Origin of the sequence: Streptomyces gossypii (assembly GCF_025165795.1) — a bacterium.
Classification (GTDB): domain Bacteria; phylum Actinomycetota; class Actinomycetes; order Streptomycetales; family Streptomycetaceae; genus Streptomyces; species Streptomyces gossypii.
Window position 1 is genome coordinate 378,197 of the sequence record NZ_JAJAGO010000002.1, and the last position, 21,351, is coordinate 399,547.

20 protein-coding genes are annotated in these 21,351 nt (G+C 70.8%); 4 read left to right on the plus strand and 16 right to left on the minus strand.

Going from position 1 to position 21,351, the window contains the following annotated elements:
* Positions 1–54: 54 nt before the first annotated feature.
* The 6 genes from efeB to LHJ74_RS05220 all read right to left on the minus strand — a co-directional run bounded on the left by efeB (position 55) and on the right by LHJ74_RS05220 (position 6,637).
* Positions 55–1,335 (minus strand): iron uptake transporter deferrochelatase/peroxidase subunit, encoded by a 1,281-nt coding sequence (efeB, locus tag LHJ74_RS05195; protein WP_260216309.1) that lies wholly within the window; start codon positions 1,333–1,335, stop codon positions 55–57.
* Positions 1,336–1,407: 72 nt separating this feature from the next.
* Positions 1,408–3,504, minus strand: a complete 2,097-nt coding sequence (locus tag LHJ74_RS05200) for a copper resistance CopC/CopD family protein (RefSeq protein WP_260216560.1) — start codon at positions 3,502–3,504, stop codon at positions 1,408–1,410.
* Positions 3,505–3,518: 14 nt separating this feature from the next.
* Positions 3,519–4,001, minus strand: coding sequence for a copper chaperone PCu(A)C (locus tag LHJ74_RS05205; protein ID WP_260216310.1), 483 nt, complete (start codon positions 3,999–4,001; stop codon positions 3,519–3,521).
* Entirely contained in the window at positions 3,998–4,666 is a 669-nt protein-coding gene (locus tag LHJ74_RS05210; RefSeq protein WP_260216311.1) for an SCO family protein, read from the minus strand. Before LHJ74_RS05210 ends, LHJ74_RS05205 begins: the two co-directional genes overlap by 4 nt.
* A gap of 50 nt (positions 4,667–4,716) precedes the next feature.
* Positions 4,717–5,463, minus strand: coding sequence for a YcnI family copper-binding membrane protein (locus LHJ74_RS05215; RefSeq protein WP_260216312.1), 747 nt, complete (start codon positions 5,461–5,463; stop codon positions 4,717–4,719).
* Positions 5,464–5,773: 310 nt separating this feature from the next.
* A complete protein-coding gene (locus tag LHJ74_RS05220; RefSeq protein ID WP_260216313.1) occupies positions 5,774–6,637 on the minus strand; it encodes a hypothetical protein in 864 nt (287 codons plus the stop codon).
* A gap of 248 nt (positions 6,638–6,885) precedes the next feature.
* Between LHJ74_RS05220 and LHJ74_RS05225 the strand changes: the two genes are divergently transcribed.
* Positions 6,886–7,419, plus strand: coding sequence for an ATP-binding protein (locus LHJ74_RS05225; RefSeq protein WP_260216314.1), 534 nt, complete (start codon positions 6,886–6,888; stop codon positions 7,417–7,419).
* A 31-nt stretch (positions 7,420–7,450) separates the two neighbouring features.
* On the opposite strand, the gene LHJ74_RS05230 is transcribed toward LHJ74_RS05225, so the two are convergent.
* Both LHJ74_RS05230 and LHJ74_RS05235 read right to left on the minus strand, forming a co-directional pair.
* Positions 7,451–8,248 carry an SAM-dependent methyltransferase gene (locus LHJ74_RS05230; protein WP_260216315.1) on the minus strand — a complete coding sequence of 266 codons (798 nt, stop codon included), beginning with the start codon at positions 8,246–8,248 and terminating at the stop codon, positions 7,451–7,453.
* A 97-nt stretch (positions 8,249–8,345) separates the two neighbouring features.
* Positions 8,346–9,251 (minus strand): helix-turn-helix transcriptional regulator, encoded by a 906-nt coding sequence (locus tag LHJ74_RS05235; protein ID WP_260216316.1) that lies wholly within the window; start codon positions 9,249–9,251, stop codon positions 8,346–8,348.
* A gap of 158 nt (positions 9,252–9,409) precedes the next feature.
* Between LHJ74_RS05235 and LHJ74_RS05240 the strand changes: the two genes are divergently transcribed.
* A complete protein-coding gene (locus LHJ74_RS05240; protein ID WP_260216317.1) occupies positions 9,410–10,486 on the plus strand; it encodes an SMP-30/gluconolactonase/LRE family protein in 1,077 nt (358 codons plus the stop codon).
* A gap of 71 nt (positions 10,487–10,557) precedes the next feature.
* Here the strand turns inward: LHJ74_RS05240 and LHJ74_RS05245 are convergent, their stop codons facing one another.
* Positions 10,558–11,046 (minus strand): DUF1269 domain-containing protein, encoded by a 489-nt coding sequence (locus LHJ74_RS05245; RefSeq protein ID WP_260216318.1) that lies wholly within the window; start codon positions 11,044–11,046, stop codon positions 10,558–10,560.
* Positions 11,047–11,289: 243 nt separating this feature from the next.
* Positions 11,290–11,721, minus strand: a complete 432-nt coding sequence (locus LHJ74_RS05250) for a DoxX family protein (protein WP_260216319.1) — start codon at positions 11,719–11,721, stop codon at positions 11,290–11,292.
* A 94-nt stretch (positions 11,722–11,815) separates the two neighbouring features.
* Here LHJ74_RS05250 and LHJ74_RS05255 point away from each other — a divergent pair, with 94 nt between their 5' ends.
* Complete coding sequence (locus LHJ74_RS05255) at positions 11,816–12,415, plus strand: TetR/AcrR family transcriptional regulator (protein WP_260216320.1); 600 nt, start codon at positions 11,816–11,818, stop codon at positions 12,413–12,415.
* Between the two features lie 122 nt (positions 12,416–12,537).
* Here LHJ74_RS05255 and LHJ74_RS05260 read toward each other — a convergent pair whose 3' ends face one another.
* The 5 genes from LHJ74_RS05260 to LHJ74_RS05280 form a co-directional block, all read right to left on the minus strand.
* A complete protein-coding gene (locus tag LHJ74_RS05260; RefSeq protein WP_260216321.1) occupies positions 12,538–13,452 on the minus strand; it encodes a Sco1979 family transcriptional regulator in 915 nt (304 codons plus the stop codon).
* 265 nt (positions 13,453–13,717) lie between these two features.
* Positions 13,718–13,954 (minus strand): DUF397 domain-containing protein, encoded by a 237-nt coding sequence (locus tag LHJ74_RS05265; protein WP_260216322.1) that lies wholly within the window; start codon positions 13,952–13,954, stop codon positions 13,718–13,720.
* 203 nt (positions 13,955–14,157) lie between these two features.
* Positions 14,158–15,069, minus strand: coding sequence for a sulfite exporter TauE/SafE family protein (locus tag LHJ74_RS05270; RefSeq protein ID WP_260216323.1), 912 nt, complete (start codon positions 15,067–15,069; stop codon positions 14,158–14,160).
* Positions 15,070–15,510: 441 nt separating this feature from the next.
* Complete coding sequence (locus LHJ74_RS05275) at positions 15,511–16,947, minus strand: aminopeptidase P family protein (RefSeq protein WP_260216561.1); 1,437 nt, start codon at positions 16,945–16,947, stop codon at positions 15,511–15,513.
* 103 nt (positions 16,948–17,050) lie between these two features.
* A complete protein-coding gene (locus LHJ74_RS05280) occupies positions 17,051–18,586 on the minus strand; it encodes a PP2C family protein-serine/threonine phosphatase (RefSeq protein ID WP_375546661.1) in 1,536 nt (511 codons plus the stop codon).
* A 506-nt stretch (positions 18,587–19,092) separates the two neighbouring features.
* Between LHJ74_RS05280 and LHJ74_RS05285 the strand changes: the two genes are divergently transcribed.
* Entirely contained in the window at positions 19,093–19,827 is a 735-nt protein-coding gene (locus LHJ74_RS05285) for a bifunctional DNA primase/polymerase (RefSeq protein WP_260216325.1), read from the plus strand.
* A 514-nt stretch (positions 19,828–20,341) separates the two neighbouring features.
* On the opposite strand, the gene LHJ74_RS05290 is transcribed toward LHJ74_RS05285, so the two are convergent.
* Complete coding sequence (locus LHJ74_RS05290; protein ID WP_260216326.1) at positions 20,342–21,310, minus strand: DUF5926 family protein; 969 nt, start codon at positions 21,308–21,310, stop codon at positions 20,342–20,344.
* Between the last annotated feature and the right edge of the window lie 41 nt (positions 21,311–21,351).

The following is a 21,351-nucleotide window of genomic DNA, read 5'->3' on the forward strand; positions in this document are numbered from 1 at the left end:
CAGTAGTCGCGCGAGGGGTGCGGGCGGCGCCGGTCTCCGCTTCTCACCAGGCCGTCAGCCTTCGAGCAGCCGCTGCCCCACGTACTCGCCCTTGCCGGGGCCGCCCGGGACCGCGAACAGCGCGCTCGCCTCGTGCCGGATGAACGGGGAGAGCGCGTCGCCGCTGTCGAGCTTGCGCTGCACCGGCACGAAGCCGCGAAGCGGGTCGGCCTGCCAGGCGACGAAGAGCAGGCCGGCGTCGGGAGCGCCGTCCTCGCGGAAACCGTCGTGGTAGGAGAAGGAGCGGCGCAGCATGGCGGCGTCGCCGTTGGTCTCGGGGGCGCTCACTCGTACGTGTGCGTCGGCGGCGATGGCCAGGCCGCCGTCGGACTTCCGCTTGTCCAGCGCGACGGCCGTCGTCTCGGTGCCGCCGGACAGCGGGGCGCCGTCGGACTTCCGGCGGCCGATCACCTGCTCCTGGGCGCCGGGCGAGAGGTCGTCCCAGCGGTCCAGGAGCATCCGGATGCGGCGGAAGACCGCATACGAGCCGCCCGTCATCCAGCCGGGCGAGCCGCCGGTGGGCAGGAAGATCCGTTCGGCGAAGTCGGGGTCGGAGGTTTTGGGGTTGTTGGTGCCGTCGACCTGGCCCATGAGGTTGCGCTGGGTCATGGGTGCGGGGGTGGCCCCGGCGGAACGGTTGAACCCGCTCATCTGCCAGCGCACCCTCGCCGTGCCGTCCGCCGCGCGCTGGAGCGCGCGCAGCGCGTGGAAGGCGACAAGGCTGTCGTCGGCGCCGATCTGCACCCACAGGTCGCCGTCCGAGCGCTTGGCGTCGAGTGCGTCGGCGGAGAACGGGGGGAGTGGCGCGAGGGCGTCGGGGCGCTGGGAGGTGAGCTTCGTACGAGTGAAGAAGCTGCGGCCGAAGCCGAAGGTGACGGTGAGCGAGCACGGGCCCGCGTCCAGTGCGATGCCGGAGGCGGGCTCCGCTTTTGCTTCCGACTCGCGCGACCGGTCAGACCCGCCCGTCCCGTCGGCCTCGCCCGTCATCAGTTCGGCTGCGGTGCGTGACCAGCGGCGCAGCAGGGCGGCGGCCTGCTTGCGGCCGGCGCCGGGGGCGAGGTCGAAGGCGGCGAGGTGACAGTGGGTCTGGAGCGGCGTGGTGATTCCGGCCTGGTGCCGGCCGTGGAAGGCGACGGTTGCCGAACCGACGCTGGCCAGTGCCCTCGGCGGATCTGCCTGGGCGGCGGACTGGCCGAGGACGCCGCCGCCCGCGCCCATCGCCAGCCCGGTCGCCCCGGCGGCGCCGACGGTACCGAGGAGACGGCGCCGGGAGAGGCTGATGTCGTTGTCGTTCATTACGGGGACCGGGATTCCTTCTTCTTGCTGGTGCGTCTGTGCTGGTCGTCTGTGCTGGCGTGTCCGGGCTGATCAGCCGATGCGGACGGTCTTGGTCTCGGTCACCTGGTCGATGTCCGAGGTGCGGATGGTGAGGGCGATCCGCCAGTTGCCGGAGACCGGAAGCCGTACCTCCGTGTCCACCCAGCGGCCCTCGCCTGCGGGGTTGGGGGTGGTGCGGAGCGGGCCGATGTCCTTGGCGGGCTGGGTGAGGGCGACCTGGACCTCGGGTGCCTTGACGGGCTTGCCGTCGGGGTCGGTGGCCTTGATGGTGAGCCCGTTGTTGCCCTTGGTGCCCGGATTGAGAGTGATCTTCGCGGTGCCCTTTCCGTTCGGGCCGCCGGTGTCGAAGGGAAGGTCGACGGTGACGGGCCCGGCCGGTGCGGCGGAGGTTGCGCCGGAGCCCTGCTCGGATTCCACGGCCCGCCCGGGTTCGGTGCCGCTGAGCAGCGTGGCGACGGCGAGGATGGCGACGGCGACACCCGCCTCGTACAGGACGGAGCGCCGCAGTCCGGCGCGGGGCAGGTCGGAGTCCCTGGCCCGCTTGCGGCGGGCGGTCGCGGTGGCGGCGCGCTGGCGGGCGAGCTGGGCGGCACGTACGGGGTCCGGGTCGGGGTCGCGGTCGGGACCGCCCGCGGACACGAGTACGGGCTCAGCTTCGGAATCGGTGTCGGTGTCGGTGTCGGTGTCTTCTCGGTCTTCCCCCTCTGCCGCGCCTCCCACGCCGCCGGGCTCTTCCTCCCCCCGGCCTTCCGCACCCGAGACGCCGGAACCGCCGGCCGTGGCGGAACCGACGAGGCGGGCCGTCCAGCGCCGCGAGAACCAGGCGATGCCGAGCAGCAGGGAGATCAGCCCCAGCTTCAGCAGCAGCAGTACTCCGTAGTCGGTCCCGGTGAGCGCGCTCCAGGAGCCCACCTGCCGCCAGGACTGGTACAGCCCCGTGCCCACCAGCACGATGACGCTGGTGAAAGCGAGCTGGGAGAACCGGCGGGTGGCGGCGACGCTGGGGGGAGTGCCGCGGTGCAGAGCGGTGAGCAGTGAGGTCAGTCCGCCGAGCCAGCAGGCGACGGCGAGCAGGTGGACGACGGCGACCGGCATGGCGAGCATGGTCTGAATGCCGGTGGACGCGTGTTCGGACATGGCCCAGGTCGCGGCGAGCCCGGCGGCGACGACGGTGCCGCCGAGGGAGAGGCCGAAGAGGAGGTCGCGCCGCTCGGCGGGTGTACGGAGGGGGGCCTTGGCGTCCGTGGCCTGCTTGCCCCCCTTGCCCTGCTTTCCCCCCTTGCTGTCCGTGCCCTCCTTGCCGTCCTCCTTCTGGTCCTTGCCGTCCTTCGCGTAGGTGCCGAACAGCACCGAGAGGAAGGCGGCCGCCGCCGCCAGCAGCAGCAGGCGGGACATGAGGGCGGTGCCCGACTTCGTGTCCAGGGTCTCCTTCAGTACCGCCAGGTCGAACGCGTCGGTCAGGCTGCCCGAGCCGGTGTAGGGACCGCGCAGCGCCAGCATGGCGACGGTCGCCGCGGCCATGACGACCCAGGCACCGGAGACGAGGCGCTGCAACGCCTCGTTCTTCGCCCCCTCCCGCCAGCAGGCCAGCACGAAGGCGGCGCCGCCGACGAGCACCACGAAGCCCCCGTAGGCGGCGTAGCGTGCCAGGTCGTAGAGGTAGCCCGTCGTGCCGCCGCCCGCTTCCGTGTCCTGGGCGCCGACGGAGGTTTCCGAGGGGGCGCCGATGGAGAAGGTGAAGGCGCCCCCGATGGGGTGGCTGTCCGCCGAGACGGCCTTCCAGGCGACGGTGTAGGTGCCGTCGGCGAGGTCGCTGCGCAGTTGCGTGCCGTGCTTGACGGCTCCGCCCTCGGAGAGGTCTTTGAGCCCGCCCGTGTCGACGCGTTTTCCGTCGGGGGCGAGCACGCGTATGGAGTCGTCGGAGGTGGCGATGTTCTCGGAGAAGGTCAGGGTGACCTCTCCGGGTGCGCTGCCCACCACCGACCCGGCCGCCGGGCTGCTGCCGGTCAGTGCGGCGTGTGCCGCGGCGGGGCTCGCCGTACCGAGCAGGAACGCACAGAGTGCCGCCAGCGCCCCGAGGGTGCTGAGCAGCCAGGTGAGCCATTGCCGTGGTGAGGTGGTGGGCAGCACGCGTCAGACCCTCACTTCTCGGGAGTGTGGTTGGTGGCCTTGACCGGAACGGACAGCTTTATCGCGTCGGATTTCTCGAAGTGCAGTTCGAGGGAGACCTTGTCGCCCTTCACCGGTTTCCGGTGGAGATCGACAAGCATGAGGTGGTTGCCGCCTCGTGCGAAGTCGAGGGAGCCGTCCGCCGGCACGGGCATGGACTTCACCCGCTGCATCTGCTGGTCGACGGTCTTGTGCAACTGCACCTCGTCCGTGAGGTCGCTGGTGACCGAGGTCAGCTTGTCGGCCTTGCCGCCGCTGTTCTCGATGACCAGGAAGGCTCCCGCCATGTCGGCCATGACCGGCTGCGGCACGTAGGCGCCGTGCGCCTTCAGAGCGGGCGCGGCCTTCGCGTCCGAGCCGGAGTCCGAGTCGCTGTCCGAGCCGCAGGCGCCCAGCGCGAACATCCCGGCCAGCGCCAGGGAGGCGGCCGGAAGGGCGGTACGCCGTCGGTTCACGGAGTCTCCCCCTTCACGATCGCCGGGAGTTCCTTCTCCAGGATCTTGGCGGTGGACGTCCGTTCCGTATAGAGGACGTACCCCTCGTCGCTCTTCGGTGAGAAGGCGAGCACCTGTGCGCCGTGCGTGGAGACGACGTCGCCGTTCTTCTTCTCGTACGACGGCTCGATGTGCACGCCGACGCTGCGCGCGCCCGCCTGGATGGTGTCGAAGTCGCCGGTCAGCCCGATGAAGGAGGTGTCCTGCATGCGGAGCCACTTGCCCAGCCGCTTCGGGGTGTCGCGCTCGGGGTCGGAGGTGACGAAGACGACCCGGAGCTTCTCCTGCTCGGCCTTGCTGAGCTTGGACTTGGCGATGGCGATGTTGCTCATCGTCAGCGGACACACGTCCGGGCAGTGGGTGTAGCCGAAGAAGAGGAGAGTCGGGCTGCCCTTCGTCTCCTCGATGAGGTCGTACTCCTTCCCCTTCGTGTCCGTGAGGGTGAGGTCGGGCTTCGCGAAGGGCTTGTCGAGTAGGGCACCGCCCTTCTTCTGCTCGCTCTGGACGTTCGCGGCGGGATCGGTCTTGTCGCCGGAGCCCGAGGTGTCGTCTGAACCGCAGGCGGTCAGGGTGAGCGCCGCCGCGCAGAGTGCCGCGGCGGCGGTGAGGGTCTTCCGTTTGAGCATGGGTGGTTCCCGGTGTTCTTGTTTCTCAGCTGCGATGACTGGTGGCCGGTTCATGCGGAACGGCGCCGTCCGGCCAGTACCCCGAAGGCGACCCCGGCGACTCCGACGGCGATGCCGACTCCGCCGAGGACGCGGGCGGTGGTGTCCGTGCCGTCCGAGCTGTCCGAGGCGGCGTCGTCGGTGCCCTCGCCGTCCTCGGCTCCCTTCTCGGCCCCGTTCTTCGCTCCGTCCGCGGAAACGTCGGTGCCGTCACCGTCCTCCGGTGCCGGGGCGGCGAGCTTCAGTACGGGGGCGGGGTGCTCCGGCTCCTTCTCCCCCTCCTTCGGCTCCTCGATCCAGCGCACGACCTCCTTGCTGTCATAGGTCTGGAGGGACTTGAAGACCATCTGCTCGGCGTCCTCGGGCAGCGCACCCATGGAGAGCGGGAACTGCTGGAACTGGCCCGGCTCGATCTTGCCGCCGCTCCAGGTCACCTTCGAGACGGCCTCGTTGATCGTCTCGCCGTGCATCTCCATCGGCTTGTCCAGCTTGGACTTGGTCACCTTGACATCCCAGCCGGGCACCGGCTGCGGCATGACGGAGGCGAGCGGCGTGTCGGCGGGCAGGTTGACCTCGAGCTTGACGGTCGAGGCGTCGTCACGCTCGTTGGGCACCTTGAAGGTGACGGTGCTGTAGCCGCCCGCCTCCGCCTCTTCCGGATTGACGGAGACATGCGCGGATGCGCTGCCTGCGCCGAGCAGGACGGCGGAGGCGGCGAGGACGCCGGTGGTTGCGAACCGGCGCTGAGAAAGCTTCATGGTGTGGCTACCTCTGTCAGGTGTCAGGTGTCAGGTGTCAGATGTGTTCAGGCGTGGTGGCTCGCCCTGGCACGGCCGGTGGCGTACCTCCGGTGGTGCCGTCAGCGAGGCCGGACGCGGGTGGGCGGCGACGGGCGGAGACAGGCGGAGGCAGGCGGCGACGGGCGGTCCGCCGGGAACCGTGGAATCCGGAACCCAGGGGTGTGCCGCGTGCCGGCCATGCGGTGTCCTGCGCCGCCGTCGCGAGGGGCGGGGGCCGGGTGCCCGGGTGCGGCGGTGCTCGGGCCCCCGGTCCACGGGAGCGCGGGCGTCAGGCCGCGAGGGCGAGGCCTTCCGCAGCCCGCGGCGGTCCACGCCTGCTGACGGTGTGGTGGAGGAGCACGGGGCGGGGCACGATCTCGTCGTGCGCCCTGAAGACGCGACGGGGCGCGGGGGCGTCCGCCAGCAGTCCGGCGCGCAGCGCCCGTACGTAGGACAGCGCAGTGCGCAGATCGCGGACGGTCACCAGCTTCTCGGCGGCGGTCGCCGCCGTGACCGAGAGCCGGACCAGCCGCCACAACGCGGCCTCACCGCGGCGCAGCAGCAGGCCCGCGGCGATGGCGGCCAGCAGGTGGCCGAGCAGCATGGCGGGGGTGAGCTGCTGGAGCGCGTCGGTCACGGCGGCGCGCAGGCAGTCGACGGCGGTCTCCGACAGGCCGTGCCCGCCGTGCCCGCTGTGTCCGCCGTGTGCCAGGTCCGGGGCGTACGCCGTGTGCGCGGTGGACAGTCCCGCGTCGGAGACCACCTCCCGGGCCTTGGCCTCGGTCAGGGCCGCCGCCGCGCTGTCGTTGCACAGCAGCTGCCCGGCCAGCGCCTTCAGCCCGCTGCCGCCGCCACCGCCGTGCGCGTTCGCGCCGACGCCGCCCGAGTGCGCGGCGGTGCCGTGCATCCCGAAGGAGAAGAGGGTGTGCAGTGCGACCTGCCCCAGTGCGAGGGCGGCCGTGATGCCGGGCAGTGAACGCTCCCGCCCGGCCAGTCGCGCGGCGGCGGCGAACACCATCGCGCAGGCGGCACCGATCGTCCACAGCGGCAGGACGGAGCCAGCCGCCAGGGTGTGACCGGCCATGGACAGTGCGACGCAGGCCACGGTGAACACCGCAGCCCGCAGCAGTCTGAGATCCGCACCGGCAGTCATGGCGGCGACATCATCTCACCGCGTCCTGCCCCTGTCTGCGGCGGGCGGCGGAATACGGACTTCCGGCATTCGTGGGGAAGGCGTTACACGGCGAAGGGCGTACTCCGCTTCCGCCGAATGAGGGGAGTCACACCCTTTTCACGCTTACCTTCCGCTCACACAGGCAATACGTATCGGTATGGCCGGGCGGCCCTGAGAAGCTGCAGCCTCTCAGCGGCCCCATACCAGCCGCAGCCTGGAGGGTGAGCATGAGTATCTGGTGGTCTCTCCATCTGCGCCGCGAGGCGGCGAGCGTGCCGCTCGCGCGGCGGCTGCTGCTGGGCACCATGGAGACGGCGGGTGTGGACCCGGAGATCTCCTTCGAACTCGCCGTCGCCCTCTCGGAGGCTTGCGCCAACGCCGTCGAGCACGGGCTGAACGAGCGGACGGACGCGTACCGCGTGACGGCCTGCATCGACGGCGACATGTGCCATATCGAGGTCACCGACCCCGGCCCCGGCTTTCCGGCCGCCACCGTCTCCCGGGCCGTCCGCGCCGGCGTGACCGAATCGGTGGCGGGCCCCGGCGGCTCTCCCGGCGGCAGCGGCGCAGGCACCGGCGCAGGCAACGGCGGGGGCCCGCCCGAGGGGCCCCCGATCGCCGAGGACGGCCGCGGCCTCTGCCTCATCGAAACCCTGGCCGACCACGTCCGCTTCCACAACCGGCCCAACAGCGGCGGCGCGGTGGTCAGCTTCGACAAGATCCTCAAATGGCGCGACGACGCCCTCCTGAAGGCGGGCTGACCCGGCCCGCCCGCCGCCGGCCGTCGCGTCTTCAGGCGGGCTTGCGGGCTACGCCTCCGTAGAAGCCGATCTCGCTCGACCTCGGTGGTGGTGTGGTGTCCGGGCGCCAGAAGGGGGCCTGGGCCAGGCCGGGCTCGAGGAGTTCGAAGCCGTCGAAGAACCGCTCGACCTCGGGGCGGGACCGCAGGTTCAGGGTGGCGGTCGCCTTGCTGTAGATGGCCTTGGCCGCGCTGCGGTCAGCGAAGTCGTCCGTGGCGTGCGAGAGGACGAGGAAGCTGCCGGCCGGCAGTGCGTCGCGCAGGGTGGCGACGACCTCCTCCGGCTTCTCCGCCTCGGTGAGGAAGTGGAGGATCGCGACCAGGAGCAGGGCGACCGGTTCGTCGAAGTCGATGATCCGGCGGATTTCGGGGTGGTCCACGATGGCCTGCGGGTCGCGCAGGTCGGCGAGCACGATGCTGGTCGTGCCGGAGCCGCTCAGCAGTGCGCCGGCGTGTCCGTTCACGATCGGGTCGTTGTCGACGTAGGCGACACGTACGTCCGGCGCCACTTTCTGGGCGACCTCGTGGACGTTCGGCGAGGTGGGCAGTCCGGTGCCGATGTCGAGGATCTGGCGGACGCCGCTGCCGACCACGTACCGGACGGCGCGCTGCAGGAAGGCGCGGTTGGCGCGCAGGCCGATCCGCACCTCGGGTGCGGCGGTGGCGAGTTCGTCGCCGGCCTGCTGGTCCACCTCGTAGTTGTCCTTGCCGCCCAGCAGGTAGTCGTAGATCCGGGCAGGGTGCGGCCTGCTGGTATCGATCTGCCCGGCACGGAGGTCGTCCTGTGTCACGCTGCGCTCCTCTCGACGACCGCCGGGGCCCTTGCCCGCGTACGTCTGACGACAGCTTCCCATGGCGACTGCCCTGCATTCGCACGTAGTTGTCACTTCATGACTTGGGGAGCCCGGCGGAGGGTGAAGTGGAGGGCGAAGGGGCGCGGGGCGAATGCCTCGTCTGCCAGCTGGCGAGGATGCGCAGGCACTCCTCGTCCGCCGATCCCGGACCGGCGGTGTAGACGGTCAGGAACTGGTCCGGGTCGTCCGGCAGGCGCAGCGTCTCGAACCGCAGCGTCATCGGCCCGACGACCGGATGGGCGAATCGCTTGTAGCCGTGCGACTTGCTCTTGACCGTGTGGATGGACCAGTGCCTGCGGAACTCCTCACTCTTCAGCGACAGTTCGCCAACCAGTGCGGCCAGCTCCGGGTCGTCGGGGTTTCTTCCGGCGTCGATGCGCAGGTGCCCCACGGTGTCCTTGGCCACGAACTCCCGGTCCGGGTAGAGCCGGACGACGTCCTCGTCCAGCAGCACCAGCCGGGCGAGGTTGCGCTCGTGCGGCGGCAGCGCGTCGAAGTCGGTGATCAGGGCGCCGGCCAGCCGGTTCCAGGCAAGGATGTCCATGCGCCGTCCGAAGACGAACGCGGGGGTGTCGCCGACCGCGTGCAGCAACTGCCTTATTCCCGGCCTGGCTTGCTGTGGTGGTGCCCGGCGCGTCCGCTCCCGGCGTGCGGTGTGGCCGGGGTGGCGGGCGATGCGGTGCAGGTGGGTGCGTTCGTCCTCGTCCAGCCGCAGCACGCGGGCGACCGCGTCCAGCACGGCGTCGGAGACACCGGGGTTGCGCCCCTGCTCCAGCCGTACGTAGTACTCGACGCTGATTCCCGCGAGATAGGCCACTTCCTCGCGGCGCAGGCCGGGCACCCGCCGGGGGCCGCTTCCGGGGGCGAAGCCGACGTCCTCGGGGCTCAGCAGCGCACGGCGGGAACGCAGGAACTCTCCGAGATCGGCGCGCCGGTTCATGCCGCCATGATGCTCCACGCCGGGCGTCCCAGGGTGGTCCTGCCGGTACCAGGGAACGTCCGTACCGGGGTACGGCAGAGCGATACCAGCCGACGGCGGGCCGGTTGACCATGTGGGCGACGGCAACCGACCAGAGCGCCACCGGCGAGGAGCTGACGATGAAGGATCTGTCCCCGACCCCACTGATGACTGCGCGGCCGTCCCGGCGGACCGTGCTGGCCGCGACGGCTGCCACGGCCGCGACGGCCGCGACGACGGCCCTGACCGTGGCCGCACCCGCATCGGCAGCACCCTCGGCCCCGGCTTCCGTGAGGGGAGGCGGCGCGCTGCCGGAGCGCTATGTGGTGCCCGGCGACCGGGCGTTCCCCACCGGCAATGCCCACGACCCGCGCACCGGCCACCTCTACGTCGGCAGTGCCGAGGACGGAACCCTCTACCGGGGCCACGTCACCGAGCCCGAGCTGCGCCCCTGGTCGCCCGACGGCACCGACGGGCGCAGCACCACCTCGGGCATGGCCGTCGACCGTGCGGGACGGCTGTACGTGGGCGGGGCGGACACCGGCACCCTGCGGGTGTACGACACCGCTCACGGCACGCTGCTCGCCCGACTCCACGGTGTGGAGGGCGGATTCATCAACGAGATCACCCTCGCCCCGGACGGCACCGCCTACGCCACCGACTCCTTCCGGCCGGTGATCTACCGGCTGATCCGTTCCGGTGGCCGATGGGCGCTCCAGCGCTGGCTCGACATCACCCGCACGCCCGTCGACTGGGTCGACGGCCAGCACAACCTGAACGGCATTCTCTGTGTGGGCCGTCACCTGTTCACCGTGAATAGCAACACGGGCCAGCTGTGGCGTATCGACCGCCACACCCGCGCGGCGCGCGAAGTCGACCTCGGCGGGCATCTGTTGACCAACGGCGACGGGATCGTCTGGCGCGACGGCCGGCTGCACGTGGTGCAGGGCAACATCAACAACACCCCGGGCCTCACGCCCCAGGTGGCCGTGATCGCCCTCTCCGCCGGTCTCTCCCGGGGCCGCTACGTCGCCCGGATCATCCCGCCCGGCGGCTTCCGCCACCCCAGCTCGGCGTCGCTCGTCGGGGACCGGATCGTGGTCGTCAACAGCCAGTACAACCGCTGGGTCGCCGGTCTCCCCCCGGAGTCCCTTCCGTTCACCCTCTCCAGCATCCCCCTGAGCGACGCCACCCCGGTCACCTCCACTCCGCGCTGACGTGCGGTCCCGCTCCGGTCCACGGCCTGGCCGCAGCCAGGCGCCGGCCAGGCCGGCCGGGGCGCTCGTCGTCAGCCCGCGAAGATCTTGCGGAGCCTGGCCTCGCTCTCGGCGTCGAGGTTGCTGTGCACCAGCTCGGCGTTTCCGGTCTGGGGGAGCGCCTCGCGGATGCGGTCGGTGACCTCCTCCCGGGTCAGCAGGAAGAGGGCGGAGGTCCCCGGGGTGACCTCCTGCTTCACCTGGTCGATGAAGTCGTCGTCGATGCCGATGTCGGTGAGTTTGCCGCCCAGCGCTCCGGCCGCCGCGCCGATCGCCGCGCCGAGCAGCGGCATCAGGAAGATCAGTCCGAAGAGCATGCCCCAGAAGGTGCCGGAGAGTGCGCCCATACTGACCAGGCTGGTGAGTTGCCTGGTCCTGGGCTTGTGGTGGTTCTCGGGCCAGCTGACGACGGCCGCGTCGTCCACCATGATCAGCTGCTGCCGCTGCAGCGACAGCAGGGTGGACTCCACCTGCTGGGCGCCTTCGGGGGAGTCGAACTTCCAGACCGTGAGGGTGGTCATCTGTGCCTCCGAGTGTGGGCGTGACGGGCCGCGGCGGACAGCGGTGAGCAGGACCAGTAAACCCGGAAAGGAGATCAATGTGCGATATAAGAGCTTTCTCCTCTCCGGCGCGGCGCGCCGTGCGGCCGCATGGGGGCGCGCCGGAACGCGGCACGGCTCGGCACGGCTGGGGAGCCGGGCCGAGCCGGTGTCCTGCGGGGGTGTCGTACGGGGGTGTCGTACGGGGTGCCGCGCCGGGTGACGTCAGAAGGCCATGATCGCTACTGCCGCGCCGATGAACACGAGCTGCAGCACCGTACGCATTCCGATCGGGTCCCCCTGCGCCACCTGCCGTTTCGCGGCCGAGTAGTTGGCCGGGTACATGGCGATCATGAGAAGGGCCAGGCCGCCTGCCGCCCACCAGGCCGTCGCCGGGATCAGCAGGCCGACCGCGCCGGACAGCTCCAGCACGCCGGTGGCCGTCACGAGCAGGTCGGGCCGGGGGAGTGCGGGCGGCACCATGCCGATCATGTCGGGGCGGAGCTTGGGGTGGAAGTGGGCGGAGGCGGTGAGGAGGAACATCAGCGCCAGCCCGGCGCGCAGCGCCGGATGCCAGCCGTCGAGCGCGTCCATACCGGCAAGTCCCGCCAGACGGGCCGCCAGGGATCCGGCGATGAGGACGATCAGGGGTTCCATGGTGACCTCCAGAAGGAGGGGTCGAGAAGAACTTGTCACTGACAAGATAAACACCCACTCCCCTATCTTGTCAACGACAAGATAGGGTGGAGTCATGACTGACCGGCCGTATCACCACGGAAACCTGCGCAGCGCCGTGCTCGGCGCGGCCGTCGAAGTGATCGAACAGAACGGACCGGCCGCGCTGAGCCTGCGCGATCTCGCCCGCCGCGCGGGCGTCTCGCACGCGGCCCCCGCCCATCACTTCGGCGACAAGGCGGGTCTGCTCACCGCGCTCGCCGCGCAGGGATACGAGCTGCTCGCCGGTTCCCTCGCGGAGGCGCTCGCCGAGGCGCGCGGCGCAGCCCCGGGCGAGGCCGGTGAGGAACTGGCCGAGGCGGGAGTCGCCTATGTGCGGTTCGCTGTCCGGCACCGGGCCCACTTCGAGGTGATGTTCCAGCCCGGCCTCTACCACCCGGACGATCCGCAGGTCGTCGCCGCGCGCGGGCGGGCCGACCAGGCGCTGGCGGACGCGCTCCAAGCGCTGCCCGACCCCCCGGCCGGCGAGCAGCGCCGGTTGGCCGAGCTCGCGGCCTGGTCCATGGTCCACGGATTCGCCGCCCTCTGGCTGAGCGGCGCCCTGCCCACCGAACCGGGCGCGGAGCCCGGAGACGTCGCCCGTACGGTCATCCGCGGCCGCTTCGGGAGCGGGTGAACCACCTGCCGGCCGTACCGGTCGATGGAATTGACACTTTCCGAGCCGGATCGTGGTCAAAGCGTCGACCGTAAAAGATCATCCGGGCGGGGGGAGCCTGCGGGCCCGACCTCGCCGGTGGCTCAGCAGGCCGGTGGTTCGGCGAGGAGCTTCTCGATGAAGGCACGGCTCGCCTCCGGCGTATGTGCCGCCGCGCCGAGGCGGGCCATGATCAGCGAGTACTGGTCGATCTCGCTCTCCTTGTCCAGATACACCGCGCTGGTCAGCTGTTCGAGGTAGACCTTGTCCGGAAGTGTCGGCTCGCTGAACCGCAGGATGGTGATCGGCGTGCCGGCGGCCGCCGCGCTGACGCTGAACGGCGCAACCTGGACCGTCACGTTCGGCTTCTCCATGACCTGGAGGAGGTGCTCCAACTGGGCCCGCATCACGTCCGGTCCGCCGAAGGAGCGGCGCAGCACGGCCTCGTCCAGCACGGCCCACAGGATGGGCGCCTCCGGCCGGTCCAGCAGTTTCTGGCGGCGCATCCGCACCTCGACCAGGCGGTCGAGCTGCTGGGGCCGCGAGTCCGGGTACCCGAGGCCGGTCACGGCGTAGGCGTACTGCTCGGTCTGCAACAGGCCCGGGAGGAACTGGACTTCGTAGGTGCGGATGAGTGAGGCGGCTTCCTCCAGCCCGATGTGCAGTTCGAAGAAGTCCTCGATGACATCGCTGTACTGGTGCCACCAGCCCGGCGCGTTGGCCTGGCGCGCCAGCGCGAAGAAGTCCGCACGCTCCGCAGGGTCCACGATCTTGTAGAGGGTCAACAGGTCTGCCAGATCACGCTCCTTGGAGGCCACCTGGCCCAGCTCCAGCCGGCTGATCTTGGCGTGCGAGCCACGGATCGCCTCACCCGCGTCGGGGCGGCTGATGTGCAGCTCCTGGCGCAGCTTCCGGAGGCGGGCGCCCAGCACGATACGCAGGGCGGTGGGCCCGTTCTGAGGCTGGTCCAGATAGCTCCGGAGCGGAGGTTCGCCGCTCGGCCGCATCATGGCGGACATACCCAACTCCAGGGTGTGATGGGGCGGATACCATCAGTCTCGCACTCTGGACGGCAGTGGGTACAGATTCCGTCAAATAAGCAACGACTTTCCCGTCACCCTGCCCCTGCGTTGCCTGCTCCGGGCTTCCCCCGGAACGCCACACGCGCCCGCCGGGGTGCGGCGAGCGCGTACGGAAGGGCCCTCCGGCGCGGTGCCGGAAGGCCCCATGGGTCCGGTCAGAGCCCCGGGCCGGGTCAGGACCTCGGGGCCGGGCAGACCAGTCCTAGGAGAGCAGTGAGTCGAACTCGCCGTCCTTGACACCGCCGAGGAACGCGGCCAGGTCCTCCCCGGGGTAGATGAGGGCGGGACCGGCCGGTTCCCGGGAGTTGCGTACGGCGACGCCCCCGTCCGGGAGGGCGGCCAGTTCGACGCAGTTGCCGCCCGGGGCGCTCCGGCCGCTCTTGCGCCAGCTGACTCCCTCGATGCGATGGGCCGGAACTCCGTTGTCGATCTGCTGCATCCCACGGCTCCTTCACTGCCGTCGCGGTACCTGACCAGGCGTCAGATACCGTGTAAGTGCATCTGTGCTTGCAGGTGTGCGTACGACTGTAATTGCAGATGTACTTACAGTGCTATGCCAACTGCGCTGATACGCGCCTCTGTTCACCAGTCCGAATCCTGGTGCCGAGGTCTCGGAGACCTTCGCCGGCCCGGCGCCGCTGCCTACGCCGGGCCCGTGCCCGCGTGCTCGGGCGTGGCGTTCTCGGCTCGAGCGCGGTCGAGGCGCAGTCCGCGTACGGAGTAGGCGACGGCCGCCGCCCAGATCGCGGACAGCACCACGTACACCACCGCCCGCGTGGGCCCGGCCACCTCGTACGAGGTGAGCAGCGTGCGGGAGTTGGTGAGGATCACGATGCCGCCGACCAGCGAGCCCAGCAGCCTGGTCGGCACCCTGCTGACCAGCCAGGCCGCCAGCGGGGCGGCCAGTGCGCCGCCGAAGAGGAGTCCGGCGACCGTCACCCAGTTCAACTGCTCGTCGCCCAGCGCGAGAAGGAACCCGGCGCTGGCCGCGACGGAGACGACGAACTCCGAGGTGTCCACGGAGCCGATCACCTTGCGCGGCTCCACCCGGCCCGAACCCAGCAGTGCGGGGGTGGCCACCGGGCCCCAGCCGCCTCCGCCGGTGGCGTCGACGAACCCGGCGAACAGCCCGAGCGGGCCGAGGTGGCGGCGCCGGGGCGTGGACCACTGCGCCTTGTCGGTGCGCGGCGGCCGGAGGGTGAAGCGGATGAAGATGTAGGCGCCGAGTGTCAGCAGCACTCCGGCCATCCACGGCTCGGCCACCTCGGTGGAGAGGTTCGAGAGCACCGTGGCGCCGATGAAGGCTCCGACTCCGCCGGGTACCGCGAGCCTGAAGACGATCTTCCAGTCGACGTTGCGGAACTTCCAGTGCGAGAAGCCGGACACCAGCGAGGTGCCGATCTCGGCCAGATGGACGGAGGCGGAGGCGGTCGCGGGCGACGTGCCGGCTATCAGCAGCAGGGTGGTGGAGGTGACGCCGAAGGCCATGCCGAGGGTGCCGTCGACGAGTTGGGCGATGGCCCCGAAAAAGGCGAAGAGTACGAAATGGGTCACGATGTGGATTTCCTCAGCTCGCGGTATGTCACGGTCGAAGGGCGGAGGGGAACCCTCCCGACCGGGCCGGACATGCGTGAGCGAGGCGGGAGTCGGGGAGACGGCACGGCGGAACGCTCACCGGCCGGGCGCGCCGGCGCCGGGCCGGGGCGCGGAACACCGCGTCACTGGGACTGCATGTGGACTGTCGAGAGGGGCAATCGCCCCTGGGCGCTGCTGTCGAGCGTCAACACATGCTGGTGGAAACGCGAAGGAGATCCACGTGCAGTCGCTGCACCAGGCTCACTCCACTTGTCATGCGCTGGAGTATGTCAGCGCCTCGCGGAGGTTCACCAGGGCGCGTCCAGTACATGGGACGCGCCCCCTGCGGCCCTTCGTGGTGAAGGGTCACAGGGGGCGCGTTGTCGCAGGTGGGCGGCGTGCGCCGTCGTACGGGGGCTCTCAGCCCTTGAGACGGGCCATCCAGGACTCCACCTCGCCGCTCGTCCGGGGAAGCCCGTCGGAGAGGTTGCGGTTGCCGTCCTCGGTGACCAGGATGTCGTCCTCGATGCGGACGCCGATGCCCCGGTACTCCTCGGGGATCATCAGGTCGTCGGCCTGGAAGTAGAGCCCGGGCTCCACTGTGAGGCACATGCCCGGCTCCATCGTGCCCTCCGCGTACGTCTCCCGGCGGGCCACCGCGCAGTCGTGCACGTCCATGCCGAGAATGTGGCCGGTGCCGTGCAGCGTCCAGCGCCGCTGCAACCCGAGCTCCAGTACCCGCTCGACCGGCCCGTCCAGCAGGCCCCACTCCACCAGCCGGGTGGCGAGCACCCGCTGCGCCGCCCAGTGGAAGTCGAGGTACTTGGCGCCCGGCCGCACCGCCGCGATGCCCGCCTCCTGCGCCTCGTAGACCGCGTCGTAGATCTTGCGCTGGAGGTCGTTGAAGCGGCCGTTGACGGGCAGTGTGCGCGTCACGTCGGCGGTGTAGAGGGTGTGGGTCTCCACGCCCGCGTCCAGCAGCAGCAGTTCGCCGGAGCGGACGGGGCCGTCGTTGCGCACCCAGTGGAGGGTGGTGGCGTGCGGGCCGGCGGCGCAGATCGAGCCGTAGCCGATGTCGTTGCCCTCGACGCGGGCGCGCAGGAAGAAGGTGCCCTCGATGTAGCGCTCGGAGGTGGCCTCCGCCCGGTCGAGCACCCGGACGACGTCCTCGAAGCCGCGCACCGTCGAGTCGCACGCCTTCTGCAGCTCGCCGATCTCGAACGCGTCCTTGATCAGGCGCATTTCGGAGAGGAAGGTGGTCAGCTCCGCGTCACGCTCGGCGGTCACCTTGTCGGTGTGCGCCGCCTCCACCGCCGCGTCGTGACCGCGGACCACGCGCACCGGGCCGGTGGCGGCGCGGAGTTCGGCCGTCACCTCGCGGACGTCCTTGCAGGGCATGCCGTAGAGCTGCTCGGCCTCGGTCAGGCTGTGGCGCCTGCCGACCCACAGTTCGCCCTGGCCGTCGAGCCAGAACTCGCCGTTCTCGCGGTTGGAGCGGGGAAGGAGGTAGAGCGTCGCCCGGTGGCCGTCCTCGGCGGGCTCCAGCACGAGGACGCCGTCCTCGGTCTGGTCACCGGTGAGATAGGCGTACTCGACCGAGGCACGGAAGCTGTACTCGGTGTCGTTGGAACGCGTCTTCAGATTGCCCGCGGGGATCACCAGGCGCTCGCCGGGGAAGCGCGCGGAGAGCGCGGCACGACGGGCGGCGGTCTGCTCGGCCTGCGGGATCGGCGCCAGGTCCGGCAGCTCGGTGTCGGCCCAGCCGGTCTGCATGTTCGCGGCGAGCTCGTCGGAGACCTCCGTGTACGTGCCGTTCTTCCGCTGCTGGATCGGCTGCTCTTCGGGGGCGTCTGACACGTCCACGTCTCCTCCTCGTACCGGTTCAGGCCACCATCCATGGTAGGGCTCGGGCGTCAGCTGTACAGGTGCGAAATGCTGTGACGTATCTGTCAGGCGCCCCTCAGAAGCGCGCCGCCAGCAGTACGACGTCCTCCCGGCCGCCCGCACGGTCCCGGCCGCCGGGCAGCACCTCGCCCAGTACGTGGTCGATAAGGGCCTCCGGATCGTCCCGTGCCTCCGGCGGCGCGTCGGCCACCGACGCAAGCAGCCGGGCAGACGCCCGGTCCACGCCCTCCCCGGTGCGGTGCAGCAGACCGTCGCTGTAGAGCAGCAGGGTGTCGCCCGGCCGCAGCTTCACCTCGACGCTCGGTGCCTCCCAGCAGGCCAGCATGCCCAGCGGCGCGGACAGCGTCGTCTCGACGTATTCGGTACGCCCGTACCCGGTGACCAGCGGCGGGCAGTGCCCGGCCCCGGCGAGCACCATCCGGCGGCGGCCGGGCTCCGCGTAGCCGAACAGCGCGGTCGCCGAACGCGCCGGATCGGTGAGCCGCAGCAGCAGTTCGAGATCGGAGAGGACGGCGACCGGGTCCTCGCCCTCCATCACCGCGTACGCGCGCAGCGAGGCCCGCAGCCTGCCCATCGCCGCGACCGTGCCCGGCCCGCTGCCGGTCACCCCGCCGACCGCCAGGCCCAGCGCGCCCTCGGGGAGCGGCAGCGCGTCATACCAGTCGCCGCCGCCGTGCGGCCCCGTACGGTGCCGGACCGCCAGCCGGACGCCCGGCACTCGGGGCAGCCGCTGGGGCAGCAGCTCCTCGCACACGGTGGCGACGGCCCGGCGGGCGCGGGTGAGCTCCAGCTGCCGGGCGAGCTCCTCGGTGGCGCAGCGGGTGTAGAGGTCGAGCAGATGGCGCTGGCGGGCGTCGGGCTCGGCCGGCTCGTCGTACAGCCAGACGGCAGCGCCCACGCGGATGCCCGTATGCGTGGTGAGCGGGACGGAGTAGCTGGCGCCGAAGCCGAGGCGGGCGGCGACCTCGCGGTGGCGGGGGGCGAGGCGGACGTCGAGGGCGATGTCCGGGTGGGCGATGCCGGGCCGGGCGGTCGGGGGACCGCCCAGAGGGCCGGTGCCGCTCGGGGTGCGGGCGGGCGAACGCGCGTCCGATGTCTGCGAGTCCGGCGTGCCGGGCTCGGTGGACTGGGCGGACTGACCGGGCGGGTCAGACGGGGCGGACGGCCCCAGCCCGTCGAGGAGCCGCGTGTACGAGCTGGAACTGCGCGGCACCGTCTCGATCTGGCCCAGATCCGCGCGCCCGAGCCCGAGCCCGATCGTGCGCTCCGGGCCGAGGCCGTCGGCGGGCGCGAGTGCGAGCAGTCCCCGCCGCGCTCCGACCAGCGCGGCACCGGCGCTCAGCACTTCGTCGAGCGCGTCGTCGAGACCGGCGGAGCGGGTCAGCCGCTCGGTCAGATCGTGCAGGGTGGTCAGATCGGAAATCCACCCGGTGAGCCGGTCCTGGACCGCCGTCAGCTGTTCAACCGAGGCAGTGTGCGGCGGAGCGGGAATCGTAGGGTTGATTCCAGCCACATTCGGCACACGAGGGTTAGTCATGGGTGACGTCTTTCGCCCACGTGCACTTTGCTCATTAGCATCACAAACCCCCATGTCATGCCGTTCCGCTCAACGCGTCCAGATGTACACGCAGGGATGACACGATGTCCAGCATTGTCCCGATGGGATTGATGGTGTCCGAGTGGCGCGTGCCCCCTCATCGGCTGTCCCAGGATCATTGAAGTTGGCGGAAAAGGATTGCTGTGGCGCGCTTTTTGGGGTCGACTGGGCGCGCACGACAGCTCAATGCGCGCCGATGCTTCATCTCAGGGCGGCGTCGTGCGACGGGAGGAGAGTCACCTCGGCCATCGCGGGTACGGAACTGTGCAGGAAGCCCACGCGTCTTACCCCGCGACGGCCGCGCCCCACCCCTGAATTGGCGGGTAGTACGAAGAGAAGCGCCAACTGTGCGCTCTCCCCGCCAGGTACCACGCTCGGCGAGCGGCATGCTGCAGTGCCTTGTACGCACAGTTATTCGTGATCTACGTGGTGTGATGGGCTAGACGATCTCCGAACGAGAAGATCCTTGGCGTTCACAGAACGGAAAGGAACGAGCGCTCATGCGCGAGATCCTCGGAAGGCGACGAACGACCCGGTCAACCCTGCACGACGCGGCGATCACCTGCGCCACCCGTTGGCAGTGGCCGGTGGTGCCCGGCGCGACGTGCACGCCCGGCCCCGGGCCGGACCGACAGGAAGAGCCGGTTGTGCGGTCCGGCGCCCGGCCCGGCTCCAGCTCCGCACCGGTCTGCTCCTGTGCCGACCCGGACTGTGTGGTCCCGGGGGCGCACCCTGATGACCCCGTACTCCTGGCCGCGACAACCGACCCACGCATGGTCAGCTGGTGGTGGACGGGGCGGCCCGACGCCTCCCTGATCCTCGCCACCGGAGCCGCCTCGGACGGCGCCGGCCGTGCCCCGTGCGCGCTGAGTCTTCCCGCGATCGCGGGGAGGCGTGCGCTTGCAGTGTTCCGGCGAAGCGGTGTGCGGGTCGGCCCGGTCGTGGCGAGCCCGACCAGATTCGCGCTGCTCGTCGCCCCGTACGAGCTGGAGGAGCTGGGCGATCTGCTGTACGCGCACGACTGGGTGCCCAGCTCGCTGCGCTTCCACGGCGAGGGCGGTTATGTCGCGCTGCCGCCTTCCCAGGGGGCGGGTGCCCCGCAGCGGTGGGAGCGAGAGCCCGAGGTCGAGCGCGGGGGCGGCGCGCCCTGGCTGCCCCGGATGAACACGCTGCTCGACGGACTGGTGGAGGCGAGTGCGGCCGTCCCGGACCCTGGCAGCCGACTGGCGTACTGAGAAGGGCCGTACTGACGGGCTGGCTCATGTGCGTCCCTGTGGGCGCATGTGGGGCAGCCCGGCCCTTTCGGCTCCAACCGCTCCGCCCTCCGGGGAAGTTCACCCGTATGGCGAGCGTACGGTGCGTCACCATGCGCCGTCCTGCGGGAGTTGGCCCCCGCATGCGGTGCCGGGGTGAGGCGCGCAGGCGGGTGACCAGCCTGTGGGCGGCGTGCCTGTGGGTCTCGGGTGGGGCGGCCATTCGGTGCCAAGCCCGCACGTACGGCGAGGAGTTGGCGCGCATCGGGTGGGCGGTGCCGCTCCCGGGGCAGTAGAAAGCCCGGTCGCTGGCGACGGGGGATGCACCAGCGACCGGGCACTATGAACGGTAACAAGAGATCGGCTTTTCGCAAATTCGATCGCGCAGATCCGGACGTCTCATTACCTGCGGGTACGTCCCGGAAGGGGTATGACTGTGACGGGTGTCACTCGGGTTTCTCCGTCACATTCTCTGCGCAGCCGCATCACGCGTTCTTCAGCTCAGCGTTACCTGGCGATTGGTGAGCCCGCTGCGTGCCCGCCGCTCCTCCGGAGTCAGCGGAGCGGATGAGGCGAGGGCCTCGGCCAGCCGACCGTTGAATTCCTCGGCGGGCTTTTCACAGTCGTCCGAGGTCATCGCCTTCGGCAGATCCCAAACGGGCACCGTCAGCCCATGCGCACGGAAGGAACCCACGAGCCGGGTGCCCTCACCGAGCGAGGAAGTGCCCGCGACGTGCAGCCGGGCGAGGGCGTCGAGCAGCTCCTCCTCCGGGTGCGTCATCACCCAGCGGAGGTGATTCTTATCGGGAGTTTCGCACCAGTACGCGCCCTCGGAGCCCTTGAGCCGGGCCGTGGGAATCGCGGCGGAATTGGCGTGTTCAAGTGATGCCGCTACGTCACCGGACGCCTTGTCGGCGTCCTCCAGCCAGAATTCGAAGCCGCTGTGCACCTCGGGAGTGAACGGCGCCTCCGGGTCGAGCAGATCCTGCAGACGCGGACCGTCCGGAGCGGCAAGGCCCACCTCGACCGGATTCCCCGGCTCGGTGTTGAGCGCGCACTCCAGCACATGGGCCAGATCACGGCTGATGTCGCCGGACGGCGTGTCGTTCTGCAGCCCGATGAGCACTTCGCCGCTGTCGCGCCGCAGCGCGGGCCAGGCCATCGGAAGCACCGTCGCGAGCCGCACCGCGGGCACTCCCTCGGGCAGTCCGCCACGGAGGGTGAGGTCGGCGGTCGCCGCGGGCACCAGTTCGCGCAGCGCGACCCAGTCGGGCTCACCGGGCAGCCCCTCGAAGGGACGTCGCACCAGCTCGGTGACGGCGTGCGAGGCGGCCCGGCCGTGGCACGCCTTGTAGCGGCGGCCGGAACCGCACGGACACGGCTCGCGTGCGCCGACGACGGGAACCTCGCCGTCGACGGGCTTAGGTGGGCTGGCCTTCGTCAGGGGGCGGCGCTTCTTGGCCATGGCGTGCGGTACTCCCGGTCTGCGGTGGGCACTTCCAGCCG

Coding starts and splice junctions, on each gene's coding strand:
- efeB (WP_260216309.1), bottom strand. CDS start 1,335: ATGAACGACAACGACATCAGCCTCTCCCGGCGCCGTCTCCTCGGTACC.
- LHJ74_RS05210 (WP_260216311.1), bottom strand. CDS start 4,666: ATGCTCAAACGGAAGACCCTCACCGCCGCCGCGGCACTCTGCGCGGCG.
- LHJ74_RS05215 (WP_260216312.1), bottom strand. CDS start 5,463: ATGAAGCTTTCTCAGCGCCGGTTCGCAACCACCGGCGTCCTCGCCGCC.
- LHJ74_RS05220 (WP_260216313.1), bottom strand. CDS start 6,637: ATGACTGCCGGTGCGGATCTCAGACTGCTGCGGGCTGCGGTGTTCACC.
- LHJ74_RS05225 (WP_260216314.1), top strand. CDS start 6,886: ATGAGTATCTGGTGGTCTCTCCATCTGCGCCGCGAGGCGGCGAGCGTG.
- LHJ74_RS05235 (WP_260216316.1), bottom strand. CDS start 9,251: ATGAACCGGCGCGCCGATCTCGGAGAGTTCCTGCGTTCCCGCCGTGCG.
- LHJ74_RS05240 (WP_260216317.1), top strand. CDS start 9,410: ATGAAGGATCTGTCCCCGACCCCACTGATGACTGCGCGGCCGTCCCGG.
- LHJ74_RS05245 (WP_260216318.1), bottom strand. CDS start 11,046: ATGACCACCCTCACGGTCTGGAAGTTCGACTCCCCCGAAGGCGCCCAG.
- LHJ74_RS05250 (WP_260216319.1), bottom strand. CDS start 11,721: ATGGAACCCCTGATCGTCCTCATCGCCGGATCCCTGGCGGCCCGTCTG.
- LHJ74_RS05255 (WP_260216320.1), top strand. CDS start 11,816: ATGACTGACCGGCCGTATCACCACGGAAACCTGCGCAGCGCCGTGCTC.
- LHJ74_RS05260 (WP_260216321.1), bottom strand. CDS start 13,452: ATGTCCGCCATGATGCGGCCGAGCGGCGAACCTCCGCTCCGGAGCTAT.
- LHJ74_RS05265 (WP_260216322.1), bottom strand. CDS start 13,954: ATGCAGCAGATCGACAACGGAGTTCCGGCCCATCGCATCGAGGGAGTC.
- LHJ74_RS05280 (WP_375546661.1), bottom strand. CDS start 18,586: ATGGGGGTTTGTGATGCTAATGAGCAAAGTGCACGTGGGCGAAAGACG.
- LHJ74_RS05285 (WP_260216325.1), top strand. CDS start 19,093: ATGCGCGAGATCCTCGGAAGGCGACGAACGACCCGGTCAACCCTGCAC.
- LHJ74_RS05290 (WP_260216326.1), bottom strand. CDS start 21,310: ATGGCCAAGAAGCGCCGCCCCCTGACGAAGGCCAGCCCACCTAAGCCC.